The sequence below is a fragment of the Faecalibacillus sp. H12 genome, assembly GCF_013361255.1.
GTDB lineage: Bacteria > Bacillota_I > Bacilli_A > Erysipelotrichales > Coprobacillaceae > Faecalibacillus > Faecalibacillus intestinalis.
The window spans coordinates 51,654-78,289 of the sequence record NZ_JABWDK010000008.1 but is presented as its reverse complement, the minus strand read 5'-3'; the positions used below and the strand labels follow the sequence as shown (position 1 = coordinate 78,289).

The window sequence follows — 26,636 nt, the reverse complement described above, 5'->3', positions numbered from 1 at the left end:
AATAGAAAATGGGATTTCCAAAAGGATTTTTATGGGGTGGCTCAATAAGTGCTGCACAAATAGAAGGTGGTTGGAACGAAGGAGGAAAATCACCTGTACTAGTAGACTACTGTACTGCAGGATCTACTAAAGAAAGAAGACAAATTTGGTATTTAGATAAGAATGGACAAAGAGCTCATAGAAATTGGGAAGCAGTAGATGAACTAGAAGAAGGATGTAAGTTTGCATTTTTCGATGATTTACATTATACAAATCATGTAGCAAGTGATTTTTATCATCGTTATAAAGAAGATTTAGCTTTATTTAAAGAAATGGGATATACAACATTCAATACTTCTATTTCATGGGCAAGAATCTATCCTCATGGGATTAAAGGAGGAGTTAATCAAGAAGGTGTAGAATTCTATCGAGATGTTTTTAAAACAGCTAAAGAGTATGGAATGGATCCAGTCATTACTTTATATAAATATGATGAGCCAGTTTCATTATTAGAACAACATGGTGGATGGCGTAATCGAGCAATGATTGATGAATTTGTTGAATTTGCTAGAGTATGCTTTAGTGAATATAAGGACTATGTTAATAAATGGATGACATTTAATGAAATTAATATCATCATGCCTATGGATGGACAAAAAACTGAAAGAAATCAAAGAAATCTCATTTATTTACATAATCAATTAGTAGCTGCAGCAAGAGCAACAATTGTTGCACATGAAATTGATCCAAATTTAAAGGTTGGATGTATGTTATGTACAAATATGGCATATCCATTAACACCAGATCCGTTAGATGCGATGGAACGTTATAGAAAATTCCAAGATTTCTTCTGTTATAGTGCTGATACACAAATGAGAGGATATTATCCACCATTTGCGAAAAGAATATGGGAAGAATATGGTGTTACACCAGAAATAACTAAGCAAGATAAGGAAGATTTAATGAATGGTAAATCTGATTTTATTGGTTTTTCTTATTATTCTTCAGGTATTGTGACAACACATAAAGTAGATGATGATAATCATACAGGAGGAAATATTTTAGGGACAGTAAAAAATCCATATTTAAAAGCAAATGCTTGGGGATGGCAAATTGATCCAGTTGGATTTAGACATATGATGCATTTAATTAATGATCGATATAATGCACCTATGTTTGATGTAGAAAATGGCATTGGTTTAATAGAAAAGGAAGGAGAAGACGGAATTTGTCATGATCCAGCAAGAATTGAATACCATAGAGAACATATAAAAGAAATGAAAAAAGCAGTAGAAGAAGGAGTTAATCTATTTGGTTATACAACATGGGGATGTATTGATTTAGTTTCAGCAGGAACTGGACAAATGGATAAAAAGTATGGATTTATTTATGTAGATATGGATGATGAAGGAAATGGTGATTTACATCGTTCAAGAAAAGATTCTTTCTATTGGTATAAGAAAGTCATTGCTTCTAATGGGGAGGATTTAGATTAATGTTAGAAAAGATTCAACTTCTTAATCCAGATTATCAAATCCAAGAATTAAATGAAAATTTTAAAGACTATGGAAGAGTTATTAAACAAGACGTCCAAGAAGCAATCAATTTTGCACAAACATATCAAAATATAAATGCATATGATACAAGTATCAAAGAATTAGAAGATATACCATGTATTCAAGAATTAATGAAAGATATCTATGGGTATTTAGATGTTATGGCAGGCGTTGTAACTGGAAAAAATGATGTATTAAATGGATTAGAATATCATCAATGTAGTGAAACAATTATTGCGGTAACAGACTATATTTTAGCTGTCGGAAAAAGACAAGACATGGTAGAAAATGACTATGATATTGAAAAATGTGAACTCTTTTATGTACCACAAGGAACAGTTGTAGAACTTTATGCTACAACACTTCACTATACACCAATTACAGTAATAGACTCTTTTAAAACCATTTGTTTATTGTTAAAAGGTACAGGCGATGCTTGTCAAAGAAGAGGAATATTAAAGAAAAAGAATAAATGGTTTATAGCACATAAAGATAATGTAGAAAAAGTACAAGCTGGAGATTATCCAGGATTAAAAGGAAAAATGATTCAAATCAAACATTTATAGGAGGAATAAAGATGGCAATACCAGATAAGTTTTTATGGGGTGGTTCAATTAGTGCTGCTCAATGTGAAGGAGGATGGGATGAAGGTGGAAAAAGTCCTGTTCAAGTAGATTTTGGTGATCCAGGATCAACAACTGATATAAGATGGATTCATTATTTAAATGCAGATGGAACAAGAGGTAAAATGAGACAATTTGATCATTTGCCTCAAGGAGCTAAATATCAATTATTTGATGATATTCGTTATACAAATCATGTTGGCATTGACTTTTATCATCGCTATAAAGAAGATATCGCTTTATTTGCTGAACTTGGTTTTACAACATTTAATACGACTATTTCATGGGCAAGAATTTATCCTCATGGAGTAGAAGGTGGAGTTAATCAAGAAGGTGTAGAATTCTATCGTAATGTTTTTAAAGAATGCCGTAAATATGGAATAGATCCTGTCATTACTTTATATAAATACGATGAACCTGTTTATTTAGAAGAAACATATGGAGATTGGACAAATAGAGAAATGATTCATCAATTTGTTGAATTTGCGAGAGTATGTTTTACAGAATATAAAGATTTAGTTGATAAATGGTTAACATTCAATGAAATTAATATTTTACTTCATTTTGATGTTAAAGAAGGAAAACAAGTAGCTTTTGAAGAATTACATAATCAAATGGTTGCTGCAGCAAAAGCTGTTAAAGTAGCTCATGAAATTGATAAAAATATTTCAGTAGGATGTATGATTGCAGGATTCTGTAGCTATCCATATACTTGTGATCCAGAAGATGTTATTGCAAATTATAAAGAATTCCAAAATAAATTTGCTTATTGTGCAGATACAATGGTAAGAGGATATTATCCATCTTATGCTAAACGCATTTGGAAAGAAAATAATGTAAACTTAAATATCAGTGAAGAAGATAAAAAAGATTTAATGGAAGGGAAATCTGATTTCTTAGCATATTCTTATTATATGTCTAATGTAGTAACAACTCATAAAGATGAAGGAGAAGCATTAGGTGGGGCAGGAACTTCTGCTAACTTAAAAAATCCATATTTAACAGCATCTGATTGGGGATGGCAAATCGATCCTACAGGATATGAATATTTCTTACATGTCTTAAATGACCGTTATCAAGTACCTATTTTTGATGTGGAAAATGGTTTAGGAGCTTATGATAAAGTAGAAGAAGATGGTTCTATACATGATACTTATCGTATAGATTATCATCGCAGTCACATTAAGAGTTTAATGAAGGCCAGAGAAGAAGGTGTTAATATTTTTGGATATACTTCTTGGGCACCAATTGATTTAGTATCATTTACAACAGGACAAATGGATAAACGATATGGATTTATATATGTGGATATGGATGATGAAGGTAAAGGAGATTTACACAGAAGTAAAAAAGATTCATTCTATTGGTATCAAAAATGTATTAAATCTGATGGAAAGAATTTAGATTAAAAACAAGCTCGATTGAGCTTGTTTTTAATATTCTACAATTTATTTATTTTTTAAAATAATTGATAAAAATTCTGTATAAGGAATATGTGAAATGAGTTTATCTAAATCTTCTTTATTTTCAGAAATGTTCTTTAAAGTTGAAAATAGTGTATTATACATGACATTTTGATTATCAGCACAAGAGAATAGTATGGCTATATTAAATGTTTGATTTTCAACTTTCATAGGTTCTTCTAATGTGACGATAGAAATAATATTATTAGAGTTAAGTGGTCGTGTAAGCCTTAATAAGCCGATACTGTTTTCAAAGGTATGTATAGAACAAATGTTTTTATTCATAATATCATTCTTTTTTGAATCGTTAAGATGATATACTGTTTTTATTAATTGATAGAAATTTGTTGCTAGACCTTTAAGTGTTTTAACTTGTACATGTGTTTTGTAGAAACTTGGATGAAAATAGTATAACATTTGCTTATCATTAAAGAGATAAGATAAATAGCTTTTAATACGAATAATATCATCTTGAGACATAATATAATTTACGCTGATTACAGGAATTGGTAATTGGCGATGAATCGGTGCTGTTGATAAGATTAAATCGTATTGGTCTAAGTTTTCTTCTTCTATTTCATAATAATGAATGGATTTAGTGATTACTAATTGGTCATAGAGTTCTTTTTCGATAAAATGATTAATAAACGTTTTGATAGACTCACTCATACAGTTAATGAGTAAAACCTTTTTTTGACTATATTTTTTATTATTAATTGTATTGTTAAATAGAATAGTGAAATTAGTGATTTCACTTCTAGAAAGAGGAATCTTTGTATGTTTTTTTATTACTTGAGAAACAATTTGAGCAAGATAATAAGATAGAGGATAATCGTATTGAATATCTTCATATAAGGGTGTACGTATTTTTTCACCATATTTTTGTCGTATTAAAGTATAGTTTAAATATAATGGAAAAACTTTATTAAAATGTTCATCATCAAAAGTAATTAAAGTTTGTTTCTTTATTTTATCAAGTATTTCGTTTTGTAAATCAATAATATCTTGATTATAAATAAAAGTAAGTCCTTTTGTAGCTCTCTTACAAATCAGTTGAATCGTGATATTTTGAATTTCATATTCGTCAAATTCTACATCAAAATGTTCTTTTGCATATAATGCAAGTTTTTTTGCGACAAAATACTCTGTTCTATTTTGGTAATCTTCAAAACCTTCTGTTTGATGTCCAATTAAATATCCACAAGAAATACGTGCTGCACTAATTGAAAAACTAATTAAGAAATCTATTAAACTAATATCACTGATAGATATAGCATATTCTCTTAAAATTTGAATGATTTCATAATCAGGCGAATTAAAATAAGTATCTAAAAAATCAAAATACATATCAGAAATATTTAGGTTTTTAAAAATATTGTCTACTAAACATTTTCTTTTCCCTGTTTCCGGACCACTGATATAAATTCCATAATTAGGTTTTTGGTTAAATTTTAAACCATATTTTTTAAATTCATTTTTTATTGAAACTAAATCATTCGCAATTGTGGCTCTTGAGACAAGTAATTCATCAGCAAGTGTTTCCAATTTAATAAATTCTCTACTATTAATGAGACGCCCTAGAATGTAATTAGATCGTTCATCAGGTAAAGATGGAATTAAAGAATCATCATCACGTTCATTTTTATTAATAATACTTTGTAATTCAGTTAAATCTTGCGATGACTTTCCTTCGATATAGTAACCTTGAGAAGGTTTAGATAATAAATTTAAATGAAGAGTTGCAAGAATATCTTTAACAATCTTCATTTCGTCTCTCACTCGTCTTCTAGAAATGCCAGTTGAATTAGCAATTTCATAACTAGAGATATAGTTATCTGAAGCTAATAAGAGCTGAATAATTTTAATTTCATTCTTTTTGAGTTGCATTTTATCACCACCTAAACAAATTATATACAAATGTAAACGTTTACTCAAGTGATTTTTTGTAAGCTAATTTCTTAAAATTCAAGTAATATAAAGGTTTTAGAGAATTTTGTAAAAAAAGTGTCATATATTATGACAATCGTTTATATCGAAAAAGAAAATAATTCAGTATAGTATATAAGTAGGCAAAGGGAAAACGTTTACATTTAGGAGGTTTTCTTAAGAAAGGGGAAGAAAAATATGTCTACAGAAAAGAAGTCCATGATGGACAAAATTCTAGAAAAAGTTGACGTAATTGCTGGACCAATGACAAAATTCGGGCAAATTCCATTTGTTCGTGGTATTGTTAATGGTATGGTTGCAGCATTACCAGTCACAATGGTTGGTTCATTATTCTTAGTTGTTTATTTATTCTGTTCTGATGGTGGATTAACTACAAAAGCTTTAATTCCATTTTTAAAACCTTGGGCTGGAGACTTATCTCTAGTTAACAGCTTATCAATGGGTATTATGGCTATTTACATTATTATTGCATTTGGTGCTGAATATGCAGAAATCAAAGGTATTAATAAAACAACTGGTGCAGTTGGTGCGTTCTTCGCATTTATGTTATTAAACTATAACTCAGTTGGACAATTAGTTGTTACTGCTAAAGATGGTACTTTATCAGCAGGAGCAAGTGCTTTTGAATCTACATATTGGGGTGGAGCTGGTTTAATCACAGCAATGATCGCAGGTGCTATCGCAATTAATATTATTGATATTTGTTATAAAAAACATATCGTTATTAAATTACCAGATTCTGTACCACCAGCAATCTCTGACAGTTTCTCAGCTATTATTCCTTACTTCTTTATTACATTAATTTGTTGGGGAATTAGAACTTTAGCTGGTTTAAATATCCCAGAATTAGTTGGACAAATGTTATTACCTGTATTAGGTGCAGCTGATAATATCTTTGTTTACACATTACAACAATTCTTATCAGCGTTATTATGGATCTGTGGTTTACATGGTGATAACATCACAGGTGCAGTTATCAATGTCTTTACAAATCAATGGATTGCTGATAACAACACTGCTTATATGGCAGGTACATTAGTTAAAGATTTACCATATGTTTGGACACCAAACTTATGTAGATTATCTCAATGGGTATCATCTTGTTGGCCAATTCTAGTTTATATGTTTATGTCAAGCAAGAAATTACCTCATTTAAAACCTTTAGCTACAATCTGTTTACCACCAGCAGTATTCTGTATCATTGAACCAATTATGTTTGGTTTACCAGTAGTTATGAATGGTTTCTTATTAGTTCCATTTATCTTAACTCATACACTTACAGGTGCTTTAACTTATTGGTTAACAAGTATTGGATTTGTTGGTAAAATGTATATGAACTTACCTTGGGCTACACCATCTCCTGTATTAGGATACTTAGCTGCAGGTGGTTCAATCGGTGGAATTGTTATTGTATTTATTAACTTCGCAATTGGTATGGTTATTTTCTATCCATTCTGGAAATCATATGAAAAAGCTGAAGTTGCTAAATTTAATGGCGAAACTGCTTAATTAAATAATTGAATAATTTAAAGAAGGCTAAGTGCCAAATTGGCCTCAAGCCTTCTTTTTAATAAAAGGAGGAACTAGTTATGGAATGTCCATATTGTCATAAAGAAATACCACAAGATTCAGCATTTTGTTATCATTGTGGAAAAGAACTTAACGGAGAAAAGAAAGAGATTAAAGAATCTAAAAAATTAAAGAAAAATCCAAGAGAAAATTCTTTTGCAAAACTAGGAATCCTCCTATTTTTTATAGCTTTAATAGGTTTAGACTTTATTGGAGGAACAGTTGTTAATGCTGTTGGTGGAAATGTTAAACTTCCATACATCATAAGTTCATTGCTTTATGCAGGAGCTTTGGTTTGTGGTGTGATGTCTTTAAAAGTTGATAAAGATGATCAAAAGAAAGGCTATGAACCAACAGGAAATAAGAATTATGCTTATATTTCAATTTTTTTAAGTATTTTTGTTGCGTTAGTCAATATTTCACAAATTATTTTAAAGTAGGAGAATTAGATTATGTATTGTAGAAAATGTGGTGCAGAAATAAAGGAAACGTCAAAGTTTTGTGATAATTGTGGATGTGAAGTAGTTAAAGTAAAACAAGTGAGCTATGCCGAAAAATACAATGAAAATAAAAAGAAAAGTAAAAAACAGGCACAATCTAATAAAGAACAAGAACGTATGATGAAACATAAGGATGAAAAGAATCCTTATATTGCAGCTTCGTTATTTGCAACTGTTGTAGCAATTGTTTTAGCAATGTTTCCATGGAATTTATTAGGTAGTGGTATTGGAACAAGCTTACCTATGAGAATAGCTATTGTTGTATTTGCTTTATTAGCGGATTACCATGTGACAAAAGCAAAACAAGTAAATAATTTAATATTTAGTAAGTACGGATTTAGAATTAAGTCAAATGTTGTATCAATGGTTAATGTTTTATCTGTATTTGTAACAATTATGGGCATGTTCGCTTTGTTTACTTATTAGGCGGAATATGCCTTTTTTAAAGGAGTGAAGATAAAATGGGTGTTTTATTTTTTAAAGCGATTCCTAGACCAGCTATTTGGGGTCATACAAAAGTAAGAGATTTCTTTGGGTATGATGATTTTCCTGAAGGAATAGGTCAATCATGGTCTTTTAGTGCTCAAGATGGTGAAGGCTTATCTACTGTTTGTATAAAAGGTGGATTCAAAGGAAAAACTCTAAAAGAATTATGGGAAAAACATCAAGAATTATTTGGACATCCAGGTGAGGATTTCCCAGTAATTATTTCTTTAGTCGGACCAGAAGATGATTTGAGTATTCAAGTTCATCCTGATGATGAACATGCTCAAAAAATTGGTTATAAACGAGGGAAGAATGAAGCGTGGTTTTTTATTGAATCAGATCCAGGTGCTTCTATTGTCTATGGACAAAAGACAAAGAATAAAGAAGAGCTTCAAGAAATGATCAATCAAGATAAATGGGATGATATTTATAAAAAATATCCTGTAGCTGATGGGGATTTTGTTTATTTACCAGCAGGTTGTCTACATGCTATGGGTAAAGGAAACGTTGTGTATGAAATTCAACAATCTACAGATATTACGTATAGATTTTATGACTATCATCGAAAAGATAAAGATGGAAATGAAAGAGAATTACATTTGAAACAAGCTATTGATTGTTTATCTTTTGATAAAGATATTGATAAAAATGATGTTCATCCAGTTGTTAAAGTTCATGAAAATATGAAAGAAACAATATTTATTTCAAATGATTCATTTACTGTTTCTCAATTATTAGTTATTGGTAAATGTCAATATAAATGCGATAATTATCAACTAGCGACAGTTGTAAAAGGAAGTGGAAAAGTAGACGAATATGACGTTAAAGTAGGAGATAATTTTTTGATTCCTACAAATACATCAATTGAACTTGATGGTCAAATGATGATTATGATGACAACAAAGTAAGGAGAATTGTATGAAAAAAGAATTTTTATGGGGAGGCGCTTTAAGTAACGTTCAAGCTGAAGGTGGTTATTTAGAAGATGGTAAAGGTTTGAATGTCTATGATACTTTAGTCGTAACTCCAGAACCAGGAATTAAACCTATGTTTTGTACAACAGATGTAGCAACGGATCATTACCATCATTGGAAAGAAGATATTGATTATATGGCAGAGATGGGTTTTAAAGCATATCGTTTTTCTGTTGTTTGGTCGAGAATTCATCCATTGGGAAATGAAGAAAAACCAAATGAAAAAGGATTAGATTTTTATGATAAGATGGTTGATTATTTATTAGAAAAAGGGATTGAACCAGTTGTATCACTCGTTCATTTTGATATGCCAGATTATTTATTAAATCATTATAATGGTTTTATGAATAAAGAAGTTATTGAATTTTATGCTAGACATGTAGAAAGTATTGTAGAAAGATTTAAAGGTAAAGTTAAGTATTATATTACATATAATGAAATTAATTTAGCAGCCCACATGCCAGATTTAGTAGCTGGTGCTAGATTACCAGAAGGTATGAGTAAACAAGAAATGTATATACAATTAAATGTCAATGTACAAGTTGCTCATGCAAGAGCTGTTGAAGTCATCAAACGTGTTGATCCACAAGCACAAGTTGGAGGAATGATAGGACATGCCCCATTTTATCCACTTACTTGTAAAGCAGAAGATGTAATGGCAGCTGATTTTAAAAATAAGATGCATAATTATTTTGTTTATGACACAATGTGTAATGGTGAATTTCCTGCATATTTTATGCAATATGCTAAAAATAGAAATATTCAATTCAATATTTCTCAAGAAGAAAAAGATATAATTAAAGAATCATCAAAGAAAATAGATTATCTTGCTTTTTCGTATTATCGTAGTAATGTTATATCTTCTTTTGAAGATATAAAAGATCAAAATGAATTAGAAGATGCGCTTATTTTTGATCAAAGAGCTTTAAAAAATCCATATTATAAAGCTAACGAATGGGGATGGCAAATAGATGCTGAAGGATTAAGATACTCCCTTATTGATTTTTATCATCGTTATCATAAACCACTCTTTATTGTTGAAAATGGTATTGGAATAGATGAAACACTCAAAGATGGTAAGGTTTATGATGATGAACGTATTTCATATTATCAAAAACATATCCAAGCTATTAAAACTGCTGTTGAACATGATGGTGTAGATTTAATGGGATATCTTGCATGGAGTCCTATTGATTTTTTAAGTAGTCATAAAGAAATTAGAAAAAGATATGGATTTGTTTATGTAGATCGTGATTTTGAAGATTTAAAAGAATTAAAACGTTATCCTAAAAAATCATTTTATTGGTATAAAAAAGTTATTCAATCTCAAGGAAATGATTTAGAAAATGATATAGATTATTAAAAATAGTAAAACCGTATAGATTAAAAAAACAAGCCTCATAAGCTTGTTTTTTAATATCCTCTCATATGCCATATTTGTTCAGTACAGTCCTCAATAGAAAGATTTTCTTTGTTTCTAATAAAGTTTAAAAATGAATTTTCACTTAAGTTCTCTTGTCTTAAAGTTCCGATGATGCCAGCCATTGAAATACGATCAATATTTTTAGAATTAAGTATATCAATGATAGTATCTTCTGTTTGATTGAAGAAGCTCATTTTGGTCCTCCTTTATGAAATTTAATTTCTAAAGCATCAAGTATTGATTCATAATTTGTAATTTTATTATGAATGATAGGCTCATGATTTTCAACTGTAATTTCATATAAATTATTATCTAAATCAATATAATAAGTAAAATTATTTTGATACTTTTTAGGGTAATTAAAAACCTGGGTTCGTATTCGTTGATAAGTAAAATAATCAACAAATACTTGTTGTTTTTTCTTGTTAAATATTAAAGAAATTTGTTTTTGAATAGAAGGCATTTATGGAAGTCCTCCTATTTTTAAATGTTTTTTGTAGTACATATAATATCACCTCATTATATATATCTGCAAAAAAAACATTTTTTTCTTCTTTTTTATTTATTTTTTATCATTTTTATCCAGTTTTTACTGGCAAATTCAATTTCATCTTCATAATCATCAAAATCATTATAATAATAAAGTTCATATTCTTTATGATCTATAAAGAGATAACCATAGTTATAGTTTTCTAATTCAAGTTGAATGAAAATTGAATAATTTTCATAATTCATTTGTAAGAGAAGCTGTTTTATTTCTTCTTCATTTTTATTGGTAGATAGGATATGTATTTGATCATCTTTTAGATGAAAAGGATTATTTTTATAAAAAGGTTTAATTTGTATTTTTAATGTATTCATAAGTCACCTCAAAAATATTATAAGATATTTTTCAAAAACTGAAAGATTTTTGAAAAAAGAAAAAAAGGAAGTATAGTGTAAACGAGGTGGAAAAATGCGTAGATTTGAAAGAGAAGTAGTAGATTATGAATTAATAAAAGCCATGTTGAAGGAAATGAATATTGCAAATATTGGTATGAATGATGAAGATGGTTTTCCTTATGTAGTTCCTTTAAGCTTTGGTTTTGAAATGACAGATACACATTTAAATATTTATACTCATTTTATGAAGGTAGGAAAAAAGGTCGATTTATTAAAGAAAGATCCTCGCGTATGTGTTGAGTTTAGTATTTTTAATGATTTTCCTGATAAGAAATATAAAGGGCATTATCATGATTATCGTAGTGTTATCGCTAAAGGAAAGATGAAGATGTTAGATTATAAAGATGATCCTGAAACTTGGGAAAAGGGATACAATTTGCTTTATACATGTAATCATCGTGAGATTAAACCATTAAGTGAAAGAAAGGTTGTACCTGGTATTTATATTGGTGTGATTGAATGTGATTTAAAGGATGTTACGGCTAAATCTGAGTTTCCTTTAAGGACAGTTGAAGATGTTCCTTTTTTGAATGTTTATGAACAAGAGGATGATGAAATTCCTTTCGATATATCGGATATTATTACTGATAGAAAGGCTAGAATGAAGTAGGAGAATCGTTTTGATTCTTTTTTTTAGACAAATTAAATGATATGTCTAAATTTATGTGAAAAAATCAACAAATATTTAATAAACAATTACTTAATAGAGGGGTTTCATGTATAATAAATTGGACGTAATTGTTTTAATTAAAGAACAATTAAGGGAGGAAGGAAAAATTTAATGAGTATGAAAAAATACGAGGAGTGGGATGCAAATCACAAGCATGACAATCCTCCAAGAGAGAAAATTGTTAAGTTAGGTAGAAAGATTACTGATGTGGCAGATCATATTTTTGGTGGCGTAAAAGTAGAAGATCCAGAATATTGGGGACTTGCTGAAATTATAAGTGATGAAATGGCTGACATTGCTTTACAAATGAAAAAACGTACACCTTATACTTTTAAAGAAATGTGTAAGTTATGTAAGATTGAAACAAATCAAGAAGAAGCATTTCAAAAATTATTAGATGAAATGAGTTATATTGGTTTACTTGAATATGATTATGGTTATCACTATGATCATAATGGTCGCACTGCACCACAAAGTGAAAGAAGATATATCTTACCAATGTTTGTACCTGGAAGTGCAGAGTTATTTAATATGGAAGAGTTACCAGATAGATCAAATCCACGTATAACAAATCATCCAGATGTAGCTGCTTTCTTTGAACGTATGACTTATATTCCACTTGCTGGAATTACACAAATGGTACCACCAGGCGGTGGAGGAATTGGAATGCATGTTATTCCTGTTGAAAAAGCGATTTCTATGGAAAATGAAGCGATTGATATTGAAAAATTATCTTATTGGTTAGATAAATATGAAGGTAAAATTGGTGTAGGAAGATGTTCATGCCGTGCTTCAAGAAAAGCAATTGGTGATGGATGTGCTGATGATGATTTCGGTTGGTGTATCGGTGTTGGTGATTTTGCGGATTATTGTCGTGAAACTGGTAAAGGACATGATATTACTAAAGAAGAAGCTTTAGCTATTTTAAAACGTGCAGAAGATAATGGTTTTGTACACCAAATAACAAATATTGATGGCGAAAATAAAATTTTTGGTATTTGTAACTGTAATGTTGAAATTTGTAATGCTTTAAGAACATCACAATTATTTAATACACCAAATATGTCGCGTTCTGCTTATGTAGCTCATGTAGAAAAAGACAAATGTGTGGCTTGTGGAAGATGTGTGGAATATTGCCCTGCAGGTGCTGTACGTTTAGGACAAAAATTATGTAAAAAAGATGGTTCTGAAATTAAGTATCCAAAACAAGAATTACCAGATGCTACAAAATGGGGACCAGAAAAATACGATTTTAATTATCGTGATAATAATAGAATTAATACTCATGAAACAGGAACAGCTCCTTGTAAAAGTGCTTGTCCTGCTCATATTGCAGTACAAGGTTATATTAAAATGGCATCTCAAGGAAGATATCAAGATGCTTTAGCGCTCATTAAAAAACAAAATCCATTCCCAGCTGTCTGTGGAGCGATTTGTAATAGAAGATGTGAAGATGCTTGTACACGTGGTAAAGTCGATGAAGCTTTATCAATTGATGCAATTAAAAGATTTATTGCTGAACAAGATCTAAATGCCAAAACGAGACATATTCCAGAAGTCGTGATTCCTGCAAGTATTCACATGGATCATTTTGATGAAAAAATTGCGATTATTGGAGCAGGACCTGCTGGTTTAACAGCTGCTTTCTATTTAGCTGAGACAGGTTATCGACCTACAGTATTTGAAAAAAGCGAACATCCAGGAGGCATGTTACGTTATGGGATTCCATCTTATAAACTAGAAAAAGATTTATTAGATGCTGAAATCGATGTCGCAAAAGCGATGGGTGTTGAAATTAAAACAGGAATTGAAGTTGGAAAAGATGTAACAATTCAACAATTAAGAGAACAAGGTTATAAAGCTTTCTATATTGCTATTGGATGCGCTGCTGGTCGTTTACCAGGACTTGAAAATGAAAACGCAGAAGGTGTTATGACAGCTATTGATTATTTACATGATGCAAACTGTGGTAATGCACCATTTGCTGGAAAAGTTGTTGTCGTCGGTGGTGGAAATGTAGCCATTGATGCTTCTCGTGTATCTGCAAGAAATGCAGCAAGTTCAGTATTCCAATTTAGCTTAGAACAAGAACAAGATATGCCAGCTTCAGTTGAAGAAATCAAAGAAGCAAGAGAAGATGGTGTTACAATCAATTGTGGTTGGGGACCAAAAGAAATTCTTGCAGAAAATGGGAAAGTGACAGGTATTGTTTTCAAAAAATGTTTATTTGTAATTAATGATGGTAAATTTGCTCCTGTTTATGATGAAAATGAAACTATGACAGTTGAATGTGACCGTTTAATATTTGCGATTGGACAACAAAGTGTATGGAAAGATTTATTAAAAGGTGAAGATGTTAAATTCAATGGACCAGCTATTGAATTAAATCAAGTGACTTTCCAATCAAGTAAAGAAGATATCTTTGCTGGAGGAGATGTTTATACTGGACCTAAATTCGCAATTGATGCCATTGCCCAAGGTAAGATTGCTGCTGAATCATTACATCGTTATGTTCATAATGGACATATGGAAACAGGACGTAATCGTTGGCAATTTAAACAACTTGATACAGATGATATTTTAGTAGAAAGCTATGATCGTGGACCTAAACAAGTTGAAGGTATTAACCCAGAAGTTAAAGATCGATTCAAAGATAATACACAAATTCTTACAGAAGAACAAATTAGAAAAGAAACAGCAAGATGTTTAGGATGCGGAGCAACAATCGTTGATGCGAATAAATGTATTGGTTGTGGGGTATGTACAACTAAATGTGAATTTGATGCTATCAAACTTCATCGTGATCATCCAGAATGTTCTAATATGGTTGTGGCAGAAGATAAGTTTAAAGCAATTATCCCTTATCAATTAAAACGTGTAAAAAATATTATTTTAAAGAAAAAGGTAGAACATTAAGATGCATGAATTAGGTGTTACATTTTATGTTGTTAAAGATGTAAAAAAAGTTGCGCAAGAAAATAAAGTTGATAAAATTGATTATGTGAAGTTAGAAATTGGTGAAGTTTCTGGTGTTGTTCATGATCAATTAATTGATTGTTGGAATTGGGCAAGAAAAAAAGAAGCAGTGACAGAACATGCAAAAATGTATATAGAAACATTAGAAGCAATTACTTATTGTGAAGATTGTCATGGACAATATCGTACGATTGATTATGGTAAAACATGTCCCTATTGCCATAGTGAAAATACCTATTTATTAAGAGGTAATGAGTTTAATATTAAGGAGATTGGTATTTATGAAGATTCTTGAACTTAAACAAAATATATTTAAAGAAAACGAAGTAACTGCAGATAAAATTCGTGAAGAATTTAAAAAACAAAAAAAATTAATGATTAATGTGATGTCTTCTCCCGGTTCGGGGAAGACAACCACATTACTTCGTACGATTGAAAGATTACAAGATACCACTCGTATAGGTGTTATGGAATGTGACATTGATGCTAGTGTTGATGCTGTTACGATAGAAAATGGTGGAGCAAAAGCCATTCAATTACATACAGGTGGTATGTGTCATATGGATGCAGCGATGACTCAACAAGGACTTAATGAAATGGGAGTGGATGATGTAGATCTTATTTTCATTGAAAATGTTGGAAATCTTGTTTGTCCTGCAGAATTTGATACTGGAGCAAGTATTAATATTACGATTTTATCAGTTCCTGAAGGGGATGATAAACCAGCTAAGTATCCATTGGTTTATACTGTTAGCGATGTTGTTTTAATTAATAAGATCGATACATTACCTGTCTTTGATTTTAATAAAGAATTAGTAGAACAAAGAATCCATGAATTAAATCCTAACGCTCAAATCTTCTATATTTCATCTAAAAAAGATGAAGGCTTTGAACCTTGGATCAATTATCTAAAAGAAAAAATGGAGAAAGTAAACCATGGCTAAAGTAAGAGTAATCGAAGTTCATGAAAATGTTTTTAATACGAATAATCAAGAAGCAGATGCTCTTCGCAAAAGACTAAAGGACAAAAAAGTGACAATGATCAATGTAATGTCTTCTCCTGGTTCTGGAAAAACAACACTTCTTTCTCATGTAATCAATGAAATTAAAGATGATTATAAAGTAGGAGTGATGGATGTTGATATTGAAACATCACTTGATGCACAAAAGGTAGCAGATTTTACAGGAGTTCCTTCTATTCAAATTCATAATGGGGGATTATGTCATATTGATGCAGAAATGACAACACGAGCAGTTGATGAATTTGGCGTAGATGATTTTGATCTTCTCTTTTTGGAGAATATTGGAAATCTTGTTTGTCCTGCAGAATTTGATACTGGGGCACATAAGAATATGATGATTTTATCAGTTCCTGAAGGAGATGATAAACCATTAAAGTATCCTTTAATGTTTAGTGTATGTGATTTGGTTATTATTTCTAAGATTGATACGCTTGATTATTTTGATTTTGATATTGATCAAGCAAAAGTTAATATTTTAAATTTAAATCCAAATGCAAAAATTATTTGTTTAAGTGCAAAAACAGGTGAAGGTATGAATGAATTTATTCAATGGATCAAAGAAAATAAAAATAATTAAAAAGGCATAGGTGGCTATGCCTTTTCATTTAGTTCTTTATTTAAAATTTCTAGAAAAGCTTCTTCAGCTTTAGAAAACAAACGATACTTTTTCCAAATAAGATTACTTTTAATCATAAGTGGTGGATTTAGTGGTTTAAAACACAAAGAACTTTCAGTTGTTTCATGATAAAGATGTTCAAAAGTTAAAACATAACCAACATCCTCTTCACACATCAATTGGGCATTATAAAAAAGATTATAAGTAGCGACCACATTAAGTGCTCTTTGATTACCTCCTAACCATCCCGCAATATTATTTTTAACCATCTCTTGATTAGATATAATAATTGGCTGATTCATTAGATCCTTAGGTGTAATGAAATCTTTATTCGCAAGATTAGAATCCTTTTTCATAAGAATTCCTTCAAGGTCATAACCAGGAAGCTTTAAATAATCATATTTAGAAAAATTTGCAGGTTCCACAACAATCCCTAGATCAAAAATACTTTGATCAATCTTTTCTTCAACATATTGTGCATTTCCACTATAAAGATGAAATTTAATATGGGGATATTGTTTTTGAGTTTTAGCAATAGCTTTCATAATAACACGATTACATATACTTTCACTACATCCAATATGAATATTTCCACTAATATATTTTTTATTATTTCTAAGATAATCCTCACTTCTGTCTACAAGATTTAAAATCTCAATAGCTTGTTCCTTAAATAACCGTCCTTCTTCGGTTAAAGAAACAGTTCGCGTTGTACGATTAAAAAGAGTTATTTGATATTCATCTTCTAAATCTTTAATTTGTTTAGAAAGTGCAGGTTGTGAGACATTGAGTACTTTAGCGGCCTTGGAGAAACTTTGTTCCTGTGCAACTGTTATAAAGTATTTTAAGACACGTAATTCCATTAAATCACCTCATCATAAGTATATCATTATTTATAATTAAAAATAATAAATATCTATAATATATAAGTATTTGTAATTATAAATCTTCTTTTTTACAATATTCTTGAAAAACAAGGAGGAAAATTATGAATGCATTATCAACTTTATTCCCAGTATTTTTTATGATCATTTTAGGAATGATCGCGCGTATTAAAAACTTTATTAGTCCTAAACAAAAAGAAGGAGCCAATCATATTGTTTTCAATGTATTGTTTCCTATCTTAATTTTTAATGTTTTATTTACTGCTAAAATAGAAGCTTCAGCAATATTGATTGTGCTATATGTTTTAGCTGCTTTTACACTAGCTATGATTTTAGGTAAATTTATTTCTAAATTTACAGGAAAAGAAATGGGTCATATCTCACCTTATTTACTTACAACATGTGAAGGAGGAAATGTTGCATTACCACTTTATACATCCATTGTAGGTGTAGCTTATGCAAGCAATACAGTTATTTATGATATTGCTGGAACAGTGATTGCTTTTATTATTATTCCTGTACTTGTTGCTAAAAAGACATCCGGAAATACAAGTACTAAGGAATTATTGAAAACAATTTTCACAAATTCATTTGTGATTGCGGTTATGTTAGGAATCATTTTAAATGTTTTAGGTGTATATGACTTGTTAAGTCAAACTGCTTTTATTGATCTTTATACAAATACAATTCAACAAGCAACAGCTCCTATTGTGAGTCTTATTTTATTGATTATTGGTTATAACTTAAAAATTAATAAAGATACTTTAGGATCATTATTAAAACTTGTAGGAGTTAGAATTATCTTTTATATGCTTGTTATTGCAGGATTCTTTATCTTCTTCCCAAATTTAATGGCAGATAAGATCTATATGATGGGTGTATTGATTTATTTTATGTGTCCAACAGGATTTGCAATGCCGATGTTGATTTCACCACTTTATAAAGGTGAAGAAGATGAAGATTTTGTTGCTGCCTTTATTTCATTATTTATGGTTATTACGTTAATTGTTTATACATGTGTCGTTTTATTTGTTGCATAGTTTGAAAATTTCATATTTTTGACATAAATATATTTTATAATAAGGATAATTGAGGAGGAAAAAAAATGAAATTTAGTAAAGATTTTTATTGGGGTGGAGCAGTAGCTGCTAACCAATGTGAAGGTGCATGGAATGTAGACGGACGTGGAATGACACGTACAGATGTAACGACAGGTGGAACAGTAAATACACCACGTATGGTTACTTTTATTGATAAAGATGGAAATAAACAAAAGTTACCAAATCATGGATTTAAATTACCAGAAGGAGCTCATTTTGCTGTCTTTGATGATGAACTTTATCCAAATCATGATGGTATTGATTTCTATCATCATTATAAAGAAGATATTGCTTTACTTAAAGAAATGGGATTCAAGATGTTTAGATTATCTATCTCTTGGTCAAGAATCTATCCAACAGGAGAAGAAGATAAACCTAATCAAGCAGGATTAGATTTCTATAGAAATGTATTTACTGAACTTAGAAATGCGGGTATTGAACCATTAGTTTCTATTTGGCATTTTGATACACCACTTGCTTTAGAAGAAAAATATGGAGATTGGTTAGATCGTAAATATATTGCCCTTTATGAAAAATACGTAACAACAATCTTTAATGAATACAAGGGACTTGTTAAATACTGGTTAACATTCAATGAAATCAATAATACAATCAATTTCTTACCAGATAATGCCAGTGATGAAGCATATCAAGAAGCTTATCAACATTTACATTATCAATTTGTAGCAAGTGCAAGGGCTGTACAAATTGGACATCAAATTGATCCTGAAAATAAAATTGGATGTATGATTTGTGGTATTACTTATTATCCATTAACATCTGATCCAGAAGATATTTTATTTAATCGTTCTAAATGGGAAAAAGGTATCTTCTATTGTGGAGATGTTCAATGTAAAGGTAAATATCCAACATATGCGAAACGTTTATGGAAAGAACATAATGTTAAATTAGATATTACTGAACAAGATTTAGAAGAACTAAAAAAAGGTACAGTAGATATGTATACTTTCTCATACTACATGTCTCAAGCAGTAACTACTCATGAAAATGATGATGCTGTAAGTGGAAATATGTCATTTGGTGTACGTAACCCATATTTAGAATATTCTGATTGGGGATGGGCATTAGATCCTAAAGGATTAAGATATTACTTAGAAATGATCTATGATCGTTATGAAAAACCATTAATGGTTGTAGAAAATGGTTTAGGTGCTTATGATACAGTAGAAGAAGATGGAAGTATTCATGATAATTATCGTATTGAATACTATCGTGCTCATATTGAAGAAATGGCAAAAGCCATTGAAGATGGTGTAGACCTTATTGGTTATACGACTTGGGGATGTATTGATTTAGTTTCTGCAGGAACTGGAGAAATGAGAAAACGTTATGGTTTCATTTACGTTGATAAACATGATGATGGTAGCGGAACAATGAAAAGAAGTAGAAAAGATTCTTTCTATTGGTATAAAAAAGTCATTGCTTCACAAGGAGAAGATTTAGATTAAATATATTAGAAGTTTAACTTTTTGGGTTAAACTTCTTTTTTATTATTTTTAGCACTCACCTCTTGATAATGGAAGTTGATTTTTGTTCTGTCTTGTGTATCCTAGAAGTGCCTGTTTTACGGGCTTTCCGAGGCATCAGTCATTTTGTCTGGTATTGTAAAGCAGTGTCAGATTTGTCGTAAATGTCGTAAATTTGTGGTCAAAAAAAGGATGAGAAATGGAGAGTGCTAATAAAATGAAATTAACGTATACGAATGTAAATGGATATCTAATCCCGAATCTCACCTATAAATCCGGTGAACAGATGGAGCAACTTGGCAAGTATGGTTTTCTTCGCAGAGATTATCTGAAAAACCATCGAAATTCAATCTATCAGGTGATGCTTTTACAGGATACAATTGGAGAACACCTTTTGGAAGTAGATAAGGCAGCAAGAGAACGGGAAGGAGTGATCCTGAAACAGTTGGAAGAAAAAGAACCATTACCGGATAAAGAGAAAGATCAGATGGCATGGGTAAGAGCTGCTAATCAGCATAGAGCGATTGCGGAAGAGATTATTCTCAAGGAATTGATTTATGTATTAATGTTGCTAGTAAACAATTTAGCAGATAACTAATGAAAATAGAATATTGTGAGCGAAGTAAAGCGTGAGTCATAGAAATGTGGCTTGCGTCTTTTTCTTTGCCTGAAAGGAAGTGATAAGTTTGAACAAGAAGTTTTTGAAGCATTATATGGAAATCAATCCAGAAGGGACAGTACAGACTTATATCTTTCTGGTGGACAATCAAGATATCGCACTGAATATTGTGATGTCAGGTTATCAGGCACTTTGTCTGGTTCAGGAAGATGACGGATATTATTTCAGTGCAGATTCCTTTATAGAAGAAATGAGAGCTATTCAGTTTACTGGAAGCTGTCAGTGTGCCTATCATTATGTGGCTTCCTGTACGGTGAAGTGGGTAAATGATAAGTTACTGACATTTTTTAAAGACGCTGGTCTTGATGGAAAAGCAGGCTGGCAGTTGCTCAAAGAGAAAGAGTATCTTGGCAAACTGGATAATCAGAAAGAAGTTGAGAAATTACTGGAACAGTATATTCTTCGGTTTGAGCGAAATCCGAAAGAAGAACCGGAACTGAGCCATTTTCACTTATTTGATGCAAAAAGAAATGTGAAAGGTGTTCGGAATATGGAGATTGTAGATTATCTGGTGGAGAATGTTCAGTTTTTTGTCGTGGGAATCACACCTTATTATTATGAACACGGCGTTTTTCTGGAAGACCATGATGGGGTAAGAATGAAATACCGTATTCAGAAGCTGGTCTATCGAGATCAGGTACAGAGTGGCGTGATCAAAAGAATCTATAATCTGCTGATCACACAGCCAAAAGTCTACAGAGAGGCATATGAACTAAATAAACAGCCTGTGCGGTGGATTAACTTTAAAAATGGATATTATGATCCGGTTACGGGTGAAATGCTGGAACACAATCCTGATTATCTGACAATCAATCAGATTCCATTTCCCTATTATCCAGAGGATTGTGAGCAGGTGTTACAAGGCGGAGAAAATATCAAAAAGTATCTTGCATTGTCTCTTCCTAATAAAGAAGAACAGCAGATAGCAGAAAAGAATGAGAGCAGAGAAGCTGTGCCAAGAACTGGCGTTGAAGCAAATACAGTAGTTAAGGATGCGGGGAAAGCTGAAAGAAAGGCAATAACAGAGAAAAAGACAATGATAGGAAAAGAGAAGAAACTATCGATCCATGAACACTTGAAAAAATATGTACAGCTTTGGGCGTGACATTATCGCAGTTTTTTCAGGAAGGTAATTCAGAGAATCTGACAGAAAAATAGAAAGAAGTTCTAGGGATATGGAACGATCTGAGTACAAATGAGCAGGAAACAGTAATGTCAATGCTGCGTGGACTTCGGAAGTAGGAGAACAGTTCGAGTATATGTATCGGCTGTTCTTTTTTTGTTTTTGAACGTTAAAACGGTAGTTTTTTTCTTGTGCATAGTAGAACGTTAAAGTATAATAAAATTAGTTTTTTTGGTATAAGTTTAAAAGCTATATCTATAATAAGGAAATCGGCAAACCAGATGAAAGTCTGGGACGCAAAGCTACAGGGCCTGTAAAATGGCAGCCAGTTGCATGAAATGAGGTGCACTGTCTGTCTGACGGTGCTTTTTTACGGTGTTATTTCACAGACGTAACAATAATGATTTTATCAGGAAAGAATGAGGAAAATAAAAGTATGAAAAAGGCAAAACGTTGTCTGATAGCAGTGGTGTCAGGTGTACTTGTAGCAACTGCTGTCTTGTCTGGATGTGGACAGTCAAAGAAAGAAGTATCTAAAAACGATGATCATCTTACCGTTTATCTGTGGGAAAATCGTTTGATGAAAAATATTGCACCCTATATCCATGAACAGTTTCCTGATCAGGATATTGAATTTATTATTGGTAACAATGATACCGATTTATATAGTTATTTTAAAGAACATGATGAATTACCGGATATCATAACAGTACGTCGATTTTCTGGAACGGATGCACAGGACTTACAGCCTTATCTTATGGATTTTGCTTCTTATGATGTTGTTTCTAAGTATTATTCTTATGCGGTGCAATATTATAAGAATGCGGATGATGAAATCCAGTGGCTGCCAATCTGTGGTATTCCGCAGACGATCATTGCCAACAAAACACTGTTTGATCAGTATGGCGTAAAGATTCCAGAAAATTATGAGGAATATGTACAGGCCTGTCAGCAGTTTTATGATAATGGTATAAAACCGTATTCCATGGATCTTGGTGAAGACTGGTCAAATAATGAGATCATCCAGGCGGCGGCAATCGGTGAGTTCACAAGCCTGGATGGTATTGAATGGCGAAACGGTGCAGAGACTGCATCGGATGAAGTAAAGTTTGATGATGCATTATGGAAACGTATTTTTTCAGAAACCAGTCAGTTTCTGAAAGACTCGCACTTTGGTAAAGAAGATATCAATATTGATGTCGATACAGGAATCCAGATGTTTGCCGCAGGAAAATCAGCAATGTTTCATGGACATCCGACGGTTATGCAGCAGCTGCAGAAACAGACGGATGCGGAGCTGATCCGTATTCCTTATTTTTCACAAACATCGGATGAATCCTATGTGTACATGACTCCGTCCTTAAACATTGCATTTAACAAAAACCTGGAAAAAGACCGGGAGAAACTGGATACTGCACTGGATGTGCTGGATTGTATGATTTCAGAAGAGGGGCAAAAGCTGATTGCGGATGGAAGCGGTGTTATTTCATTGAATACAGATGTTCCAACCATGATGCAGGATGTGCCTGGACTGGAAGAGGAAATTAACAATAATGCTGTTTATATCCGATATTCCGCTCAAAAGTCATTTGATGCAAGCCTTGAGGCTGTTCACGGATTACTGTCAGGGGAGATGGATGAAATACAGGCTTATGATACTTTGCGCAGTGTAATGAATCGTAAAGATCCAGAAGAAAAAGCAACGGTGAATTTTAAAAATGAATATTCCATCTCACTGAACGATAGAAATGGCCGTGATGCAGCATCTTCCATTTTAACTACGATTAGAGAAGAAAATGAGGCACAGCTGGCTCTGGCGCCATATTATTATTTCACTTCCTCTATGTACAAAGGAGAATGCACCAGCAGCCGGGTTGGCATGATGACAGCGAAGAGTTCAGATACAGCATTATATTATGCAAAAATCAATGGTAAACAGGTTTATGAACTCGTGGAAAATTATCTTGCTGATGCTGATGAGAATTTTTACGTAACCAATAAATACGAATTACCAATTGCATCCGGTATGAAAATGATCGTCAATCAAGCGGAAAGTGGATTTTCATTAAAGGACTTAACAGTTAATGATAAGAAAATAGACAAAGAAAAGGAATACTCGATTCTTCTTACAGACACCACAATGTCTGTTTTGAAAAAAATAAATCCGAAATGTGAGATTGAGCAGCTTAAAGATACCACATTATCAAGTGCATGGACCAAAGCAATGTCAAAAGGACAGCAGCCGTCAGCACCGGAAGACTATATAGAGGTTGAACAGTAAAAGTGGAGATAGAACAAAAGGTAAACAAAAGAAAAAAAATAACAAGGCTGTTGCTTATACTACTTATTATTCTTTTAAGCTTAGTTTGTATAAAGTATCTTATAAGTAAGTCTAATAAGTATATCAGCGAAAATGGAAAAAGCAGTATGGGAGCTGTTATTGACCAGATACAGCAGACCTATGATCTTCAGGTGAGTGGATACTACAGCCAGCTGCAGTTGGTTGAGGAATTTTTACTTCATGAGAGGGAGCTGTCTCTTGAAACGGATACGAACAAAAGTTTCTTTGAAGCATGGGAAAAAGAATCGGAAAGTACACTTATATTCCTTCAGGAAAATGGTCAGGCGATATCAGCATGTGGAACAAAAATGCGGATTGATATGCCAAGTAAATTTCTGCTGGACTTAAAGAATGGATACAATATTGGAAAACTGGTGTGTCTTGATTATGATCAGAAGAAAAAAGACGGTTATCTGGTTGCGATTCCATGTCAGGAATACACGATTAATGGGGAAACTTATACGGCAATTGGAACTGTGTATGATCATTCGAAACTGGATTCCATGTTAAAATTGAAAGGTTATGATGGGAAAGCATATTTTTTCATGCTGGATGATGACGGAAATATAACGTATACGAACCTGAGTGGTGATAAATACTTTCGTAATTATTCTTTGTTAAAACATTTAAAAGGGGAACAGGCTATTACAGAAGAAGAGGCTGATTTGTTCAAAAAGAAGTTTGATAACAGAGAATCCGGAGTTGCACTTTTGGGAAAACAGAACCCCTATTATCTGGGGTATTGCCCGATAGAAAGCAACAACACCATTTTGGTATGCATTGTGGCAAAGGGAGTTGTGGACAATGTGCTGATGGATTACCAGAAAACGGTGCTGTGTACAACAACACTCATGGCAGGTTTTATACTTTTACTTTTTGCCGGATTATTCTACAGTATTTCCAGACTTAGTCTTGCAGATCAAAAAGCAGAATATGAAAAAAGAAATAATGAACTTCATTTACAGACAATGAAGGAAATGGAAATAGTCAATCAAAAACTGAAAAAGGCAAAGAATGTTACAACAGAGGCTTTACAGACAGCGGAAAATGCAAATAAGGCGAAAACGGATTTCCTGTCTAATATGTCACATGATATTCGTACACCTATGAATGCGATCATTGGTATCACATCTTTGATCAGACATGATGCAGGTAATAAAGCAAAAGTTATAGAGTATGCAGATAAAATAGATATTTCATCACAACATCTGTTAGGAATTATCAATGACGTTCTGGATATGAGCAAGATTGAGGCAGGAAAAACAGTCTTCAAGTATTCTGACTTTTCTATTCTGGATTTTGTACAGGAGCTTGACACTATATTTCATTCTCAAATATATGAAAAAAAGCAGACGCTTACAATTATAAAAGAAAGCATCCGTCATGAGTGGGTGAATGGGGATCAGGTTCATTTGATGCAGATTTTCAGTAATCTGCTGTCGAATGCCATAAAATATACGCAGGAAGGTGGAAAAATTCAGTTTCTAGTAGAAGAATGTGAGACAAAGTCATCTGTCTATGCAAAGTACCGCTTTTTAGTCAGTGACAATGGTATGGGAATGTCGGCAGATTTCAAAGAGACAATCTTTGATCCGTTTACTCGTGCGGAAAGTTCTGTGACGAATAAGATCCAGGGAACCGGACTTGGAATGGCGATTACCAGGAACCTGGTTGAAGCAATGGGAGGTACCATTGATGTGGAGAGTGAACCGGGACAGGGAAGCTGTTTTGAGGTTCTCATAGATTTGAAAATTGCAGAGAATCGAACGGTTGCTCTGGCGGCACAAGAAGATGAGCGGGATGGAAATATTCTGCAGGGCATGAGATTCCTGTGTGCAGAGGATAATGAGCTGAACGCAGAGATCCTGACGGAACTGTTAAAGATTGAAGGTGCGGAATGTACCATCTGTGAAAATGGCGAAGAGATTTTGAAAGTATTTGAACAGTCTGCTCCAGGTGATTATGATATGATCCTGATGGACATACAGATGCCTGTTTTGAATGGTTATGAGGCAACGAAAGCAATCCGCAGAAGTTCCCATAAACTGGCAAAGACGATTCCGATCATTGCCATGACTGCGAATGCATTCTCAGAGGATATTCAGCATTCTCTGGCAGCCGGTATGAATGCACATGTTTCAAAACCGGTTGAGATGAAGGTGCTGGAAAAGACAATAAGAAGTATAAAATCCGGGGGGGGTACCGAACCGCAGGGCATTGAACAGTGATAAATGGAAAGTAACCAGACATAAAAGAATCGAAAAGGATAGTTAGGG

Annotated in this window: 24 protein-coding genes and 1 riboswitch; of the genes, 19 read left to right on the top strand and 5 right to left on the bottom strand. The window is 32.2% G+C overall.

Annotated elements, in window-relative coordinates; all coding sequences use genetic code 11:
* The first annotated feature begins 8 nt into the window (after nucleotides 1–8).
* The 3 genes from HUU89_RS07670 to HUU89_RS07660 are packed head-to-tail and all read left to right on the top strand — an operon-like array spanning nucleotide 9 to nucleotide 3,567.
* The gene (locus tag HUU89_RS07670; RefSeq protein WP_117871204.1) at nucleotides 9–1,475 is read left to right on the top strand and encodes a glycoside hydrolase family 1 protein; all 1,467 of its coding nucleotides are present in this window, start codon (nucleotides 9–11) and stop codon (nucleotides 1,473–1,475) included.
* Nucleotides 1,475–2,101 (top strand): DUF4867 family protein, encoded by a 627-nt coding sequence (locus HUU89_RS07665; protein WP_117850231.1) that lies wholly within the window; start codon nucleotides 1,475–1,477, stop codon nucleotides 2,099–2,101. The genes HUU89_RS07670 and HUU89_RS07665 overlap by 1 nt, the downstream gene beginning before the upstream one ends.
* An 11-nt stretch (nucleotides 2,102–2,112) precedes the next feature.
* Nucleotides 2,113–3,567: a glycoside hydrolase family 1 protein gene (locus tag HUU89_RS07660; RefSeq protein WP_175301440.1), complete on the top strand. Its 1,455-nt coding sequence runs from the start codon at nucleotides 2,113–2,115 to the stop codon at nucleotides 3,565–3,567.
* Between the two features lie 39 nt (nucleotides 3,568–3,606).
* On the opposite strand, the gene HUU89_RS07655 is transcribed toward HUU89_RS07660, so the two are convergent.
* Complete coding sequence (locus HUU89_RS07655) at nucleotides 3,607–5,508, bottom strand: BglG family transcription antiterminator (RefSeq protein ID WP_175301439.1); 1,902 nt, start codon at nucleotides 5,506–5,508, stop codon at nucleotides 3,607–3,609.
* Nucleotides 5,509–5,745: 237 nt separating this feature from the next.
* Here HUU89_RS07655 and HUU89_RS07650 point away from each other — a divergent pair, with 237 nt between their 5' ends.
* The 5 genes from HUU89_RS07650 (at nucleotide 5,746) to HUU89_RS07630 (ending at nucleotide 10,460) form a co-directional block, all read left to right on the top strand.
* A complete protein-coding gene (locus HUU89_RS07650) occupies nucleotides 5,746–7,077 on the top strand; it encodes a PTS sugar transporter subunit IIC (RefSeq protein ID WP_175301438.1) in 1,332 nt (443 codons plus the stop codon).
* An 80-nt stretch (nucleotides 7,078–7,157) separates the two neighbouring features.
* Nucleotides 7,158–7,577 (top strand): zinc-ribbon domain-containing protein, encoded by a 420-nt coding sequence (locus HUU89_RS07645; RefSeq protein WP_175301437.1) that lies wholly within the window; start codon nucleotides 7,158–7,160, stop codon nucleotides 7,575–7,577.
* A 12-nt stretch (nucleotides 7,578–7,589) separates the two neighbouring features.
* A complete protein-coding gene (locus tag HUU89_RS07640) occupies nucleotides 7,590–8,063 on the top strand; it encodes a zinc ribbon domain-containing protein (RefSeq protein ID WP_175301436.1) in 474 nt (157 codons plus the stop codon).
* A gap of 35 nt (nucleotides 8,064–8,098) precedes the next feature.
* Nucleotides 8,099–9,031: a type I phosphomannose isomerase catalytic subunit gene (locus tag HUU89_RS07635; protein ID WP_117850223.1), complete on the top strand. Its 933-nt coding sequence runs from the start codon at nucleotides 8,099–8,101 to the stop codon at nucleotides 9,029–9,031.
* A gap of 10 nt (nucleotides 9,032–9,041) precedes the next feature.
* Nucleotides 9,042–10,460, top strand: a complete 1,419-nt coding sequence (locus tag HUU89_RS07630) for a glycoside hydrolase family 1 protein (protein ID WP_175301435.1) — start codon at nucleotides 9,042–9,044, stop codon at nucleotides 10,458–10,460.
* Between the two features lie 50 nt (nucleotides 10,461–10,510).
* Here the strand turns inward: HUU89_RS07630 and HUU89_RS07625 are convergent, their stop codons facing one another.
* The 3 genes from HUU89_RS07625 to HUU89_RS07615 all read right to left on the bottom strand — a co-directional run bounded on the left by HUU89_RS07625 (nucleotide 10,511) and on the right by HUU89_RS07615 (nucleotide 11,381).
* Entirely contained in the window at nucleotides 10,511–10,714 is a 204-nt protein-coding gene (locus tag HUU89_RS07625) for a hypothetical protein (RefSeq protein ID WP_117347794.1), read from the bottom strand.
* A complete protein-coding gene (locus HUU89_RS07620) occupies nucleotides 10,711–10,983 on the bottom strand; it encodes a hypothetical protein (protein ID WP_175301434.1) in 273 nt (90 codons plus the stop codon). Before HUU89_RS07620 ends, HUU89_RS07625 begins: the two co-directional genes overlap by 4 nt.
* 95 nt (nucleotides 10,984–11,078) lie before the next feature.
* Nucleotides 11,079–11,381: a hypothetical protein gene (locus HUU89_RS07615; RefSeq protein ID WP_117480500.1), complete on the bottom strand. Its 303-nt coding sequence runs from the start codon at nucleotides 11,379–11,381 to the stop codon at nucleotides 11,079–11,081.
* A 94-nt stretch (nucleotides 11,382–11,475) separates the two neighbouring features.
* On the opposite strand from HUU89_RS07615, the gene HUU89_RS07610 reads away from it, so the two are divergent.
* The 5 genes from HUU89_RS07610 to hypB (HUU89_RS07590) all read left to right on the top strand — a co-directional run bounded on the left by HUU89_RS07610 (nucleotide 11,476) and on the right by hypB (HUU89_RS07590) (nucleotide 16,707).
* Complete coding sequence (locus HUU89_RS07610) at nucleotides 11,476–12,072, top strand: pyridoxamine 5'-phosphate oxidase family protein (protein ID WP_175301433.1); 597 nt, start codon at nucleotides 11,476–11,478, stop codon at nucleotides 12,070–12,072.
* A gap of 177 nt (nucleotides 12,073–12,249) precedes the next feature.
* Entirely contained in the window at nucleotides 12,250–15,048 is a 2,799-nt protein-coding gene (locus HUU89_RS07605) for an FAD-dependent oxidoreductase (protein WP_175301432.1), read from the top strand.
* Between the two features lies 1 nt (nucleotide 15,049).
* A complete protein-coding gene (locus tag HUU89_RS07600) occupies nucleotides 15,050–15,403 on the top strand; it encodes a hydrogenase maturation nickel metallochaperone HypA (protein ID WP_022000769.1) in 354 nt (117 codons plus the stop codon).
* Nucleotides 15,390–16,052 carry a hydrogenase nickel incorporation protein HypB gene (gene hypB / locus HUU89_RS07595; RefSeq protein WP_217498458.1) on the top strand — a complete coding sequence of 221 codons (663 nt, stop codon included), beginning with the start codon at nucleotides 15,390–15,392 and terminating at the stop codon, nucleotides 16,050–16,052. Before HUU89_RS07600 ends, hypB (HUU89_RS07595) begins: the two co-directional genes overlap by 14 nt.
* The gene (gene hypB / locus HUU89_RS07590) at nucleotides 16,045–16,707 is read left to right on the top strand and encodes a hydrogenase nickel incorporation protein HypB (RefSeq protein WP_175301430.1); all 663 of its coding nucleotides are present in this window, start codon (nucleotides 16,045–16,047) and stop codon (nucleotides 16,705–16,707) included. Before hypB (HUU89_RS07595) ends, hypB (HUU89_RS07590) begins: the two co-directional genes overlap by 8 nt.
* A 14-nt stretch (nucleotides 16,708–16,721) precedes the next feature.
* On the opposite strand, the gene HUU89_RS07585 is transcribed toward hypB (HUU89_RS07590), so the two are convergent.
* Nucleotides 16,722–17,609, bottom strand: a complete 888-nt coding sequence (locus tag HUU89_RS07585; protein WP_117787957.1) for a LysR family transcriptional regulator — start codon at nucleotides 17,607–17,609, stop codon at nucleotides 16,722–16,724.
* A 125-nt stretch (nucleotides 17,610–17,734) separates the two neighbouring features.
* On the opposite strand from HUU89_RS07585, the gene HUU89_RS07580 reads away from it, so the two are divergent.
* From HUU89_RS07580 to HUU89_RS07550, 6 genes are all read left to right on the top strand, one after another.
* The gene (locus HUU89_RS07580; protein ID WP_175301429.1) at nucleotides 17,735–18,670 is read left to right on the top strand and encodes an AEC family transporter; all 936 of its coding nucleotides are present in this window, start codon (nucleotides 17,735–17,737) and stop codon (nucleotides 18,668–18,670) included.
* A 65-nt stretch (nucleotides 18,671–18,735) separates the two neighbouring features.
* Complete coding sequence (locus HUU89_RS07575; protein ID WP_175301428.1) at nucleotides 18,736–20,199, top strand: family 1 glycosylhydrolase; 1,464 nt, start codon at nucleotides 18,736–18,738, stop codon at nucleotides 20,197–20,199.
* 235 nt (nucleotides 20,200–20,434) lie between these two features.
* Nucleotides 20,435–20,815 carry a TnpV protein gene (locus HUU89_RS07570; RefSeq protein WP_175301427.1) on the top strand — a complete coding sequence of 127 codons (381 nt, stop codon included), beginning with the start codon at nucleotides 20,435–20,437 and terminating at the stop codon, nucleotides 20,813–20,815.
* 88 nt (nucleotides 20,816–20,903) lie between these two features.
* On the top strand, nucleotides 20,904–22,001 hold the full coding sequence (locus HUU89_RS07565; RefSeq protein WP_217498457.1) for a hypothetical protein: 1,098 nt from the start codon (nucleotides 20,904–20,906) through the stop codon (nucleotides 21,999–22,001).
* A gap of 279 nt (nucleotides 22,002–22,280) precedes the next feature.
* Nucleotides 22,281–22,356: riboswitch (cyclic di-GMP riboswitch) on the top strand.
* A 99-nt stretch (nucleotides 22,357–22,455) separates the two neighbouring features.
* Nucleotides 22,456–24,300, top strand: coding sequence for an ABC transporter substrate-binding protein (locus HUU89_RS07555; RefSeq protein ID WP_175301426.1), 1,845 nt, complete (start codon nucleotides 22,456–22,458; stop codon nucleotides 24,298–24,300).
* A gap of 146 nt (nucleotides 24,301–24,446) precedes the next feature.
* Nucleotides 24,447–26,588, top strand: a complete 2,142-nt coding sequence (locus HUU89_RS07550) for an ATP-binding protein (RefSeq protein ID WP_175301425.1) — start codon at nucleotides 24,447–24,449, stop codon at nucleotides 26,586–26,588.
* The last annotated feature ends 48 nt before the right edge of the window (nucleotides 26,589–26,636 follow it).

Coding starts and splice junctions, on each gene's coding strand:
- HUU89_RS07635 (WP_117850223.1), top strand. CDS start 8,099: ATGGGTGTTTTATTTTTTAAAGCGATTCCTAGACCAGCTATTTGGGGT.
- HUU89_RS07640 (WP_175301436.1), top strand. CDS start 7,590: ATGTATTGTAGAAAATGTGGTGCAGAAATAAAGGAAACGTCAAAGTTT.
- HUU89_RS07670 (WP_117871204.1), top strand. CDS start 9: ATGGGATTTCCAAAAGGATTTTTATGGGGTGGCTCAATAAGTGCTGCA.
- HUU89_RS07550 (WP_175301425.1), top strand. CDS start 24,447: ATGGGAGCTGTTATTGACCAGATACAGCAGACCTATGATCTTCAGGTG.
- HUU89_RS07645 (WP_175301437.1), top strand. CDS start 7,158: ATGGAATGTCCATATTGTCATAAAGAAATACCACAAGATTCAGCATTT.
- HUU89_RS07575 (WP_175301428.1), top strand. CDS start 18,736: ATGAAATTTAGTAAAGATTTTTATTGGGGTGGAGCAGTAGCTGCTAAC.
- HUU89_RS07625 (WP_117347794.1), bottom strand. CDS start 10,714: ATGAGCTTCTTCAATCAAACAGAAGATACTATCATTGATATACTTAAT.
- HUU89_RS07580 (WP_175301429.1), top strand. CDS start 17,735: ATGAATGCATTATCAACTTTATTCCCAGTATTTTTTATGATCATTTTA.
- HUU89_RS07620 (WP_175301434.1), bottom strand. CDS start 10,983: ATGCCTTCTATTCAAAAACAAATTTCTTTAATATTTAACAAGAAAAAA.
- HUU89_RS07610 (WP_175301433.1), top strand. CDS start 11,476: ATGCGTAGATTTGAAAGAGAAGTAGTAGATTATGAATTAATAAAAGCC.
- HUU89_RS07555 (WP_175301426.1), top strand. CDS start 22,456: ATGAAAAAGGCAAAACGTTGTCTGATAGCAGTGGTGTCAGGTGTACTT.
- HUU89_RS07665 (WP_117850231.1), top strand. CDS start 1,475: ATGTTAGAAAAGATTCAACTTCTTAATCCAGATTATCAAATCCAAGAA.
- HUU89_RS07605 (WP_175301432.1), top strand. CDS start 12,250: ATGAAAAAATACGAGGAGTGGGATGCAAATCACAAGCATGACAATCCT.
- HUU89_RS07585 (WP_117787957.1), bottom strand. CDS start 17,609: ATGGAATTACGTGTCTTAAAATACTTTATAACAGTTGCACAGGAACAA.
- hypB (WP_175301430.1), top strand. CDS start 16,045: ATGGCTAAAGTAAGAGTAATCGAAGTTCATGAAAATGTTTTTAATACG.
- hypB (WP_217498458.1), top strand. CDS start 15,390: ATGAAGATTCTTGAACTTAAACAAAATATATTTAAAGAAAACGAAGTA.
- HUU89_RS07655 (WP_175301439.1), bottom strand. CDS start 5,508: ATGCAACTCAAAAAGAATGAAATTAAAATTATTCAGCTCTTATTAGCT.
- HUU89_RS07600 (WP_022000769.1), top strand. CDS start 15,050: ATGCATGAATTAGGTGTTACATTTTATGTTGTTAAAGATGTAAAAAAA.
- HUU89_RS07660 (WP_175301440.1), top strand. CDS start 2,113: ATGGCAATACCAGATAAGTTTTTATGGGGTGGTTCAATTAGTGCTGCT.
- HUU89_RS07570 (WP_175301427.1), top strand. CDS start 20,435: ATGAAATTAACGTATACGAATGTAAATGGATATCTAATCCCGAATCTC.
- HUU89_RS07615 (WP_117480500.1), bottom strand. CDS start 11,381: ATGAATACATTAAAAATACAAATTAAACCTTTTTATAAAAATAATCCT.
- HUU89_RS07630 (WP_175301435.1), top strand. CDS start 9,042: ATGAAAAAAGAATTTTTATGGGGAGGCGCTTTAAGTAACGTTCAAGCT.
- HUU89_RS07650 (WP_175301438.1), top strand. CDS start 5,746: ATGTCTACAGAAAAGAAGTCCATGATGGACAAAATTCTAGAAAAAGTT.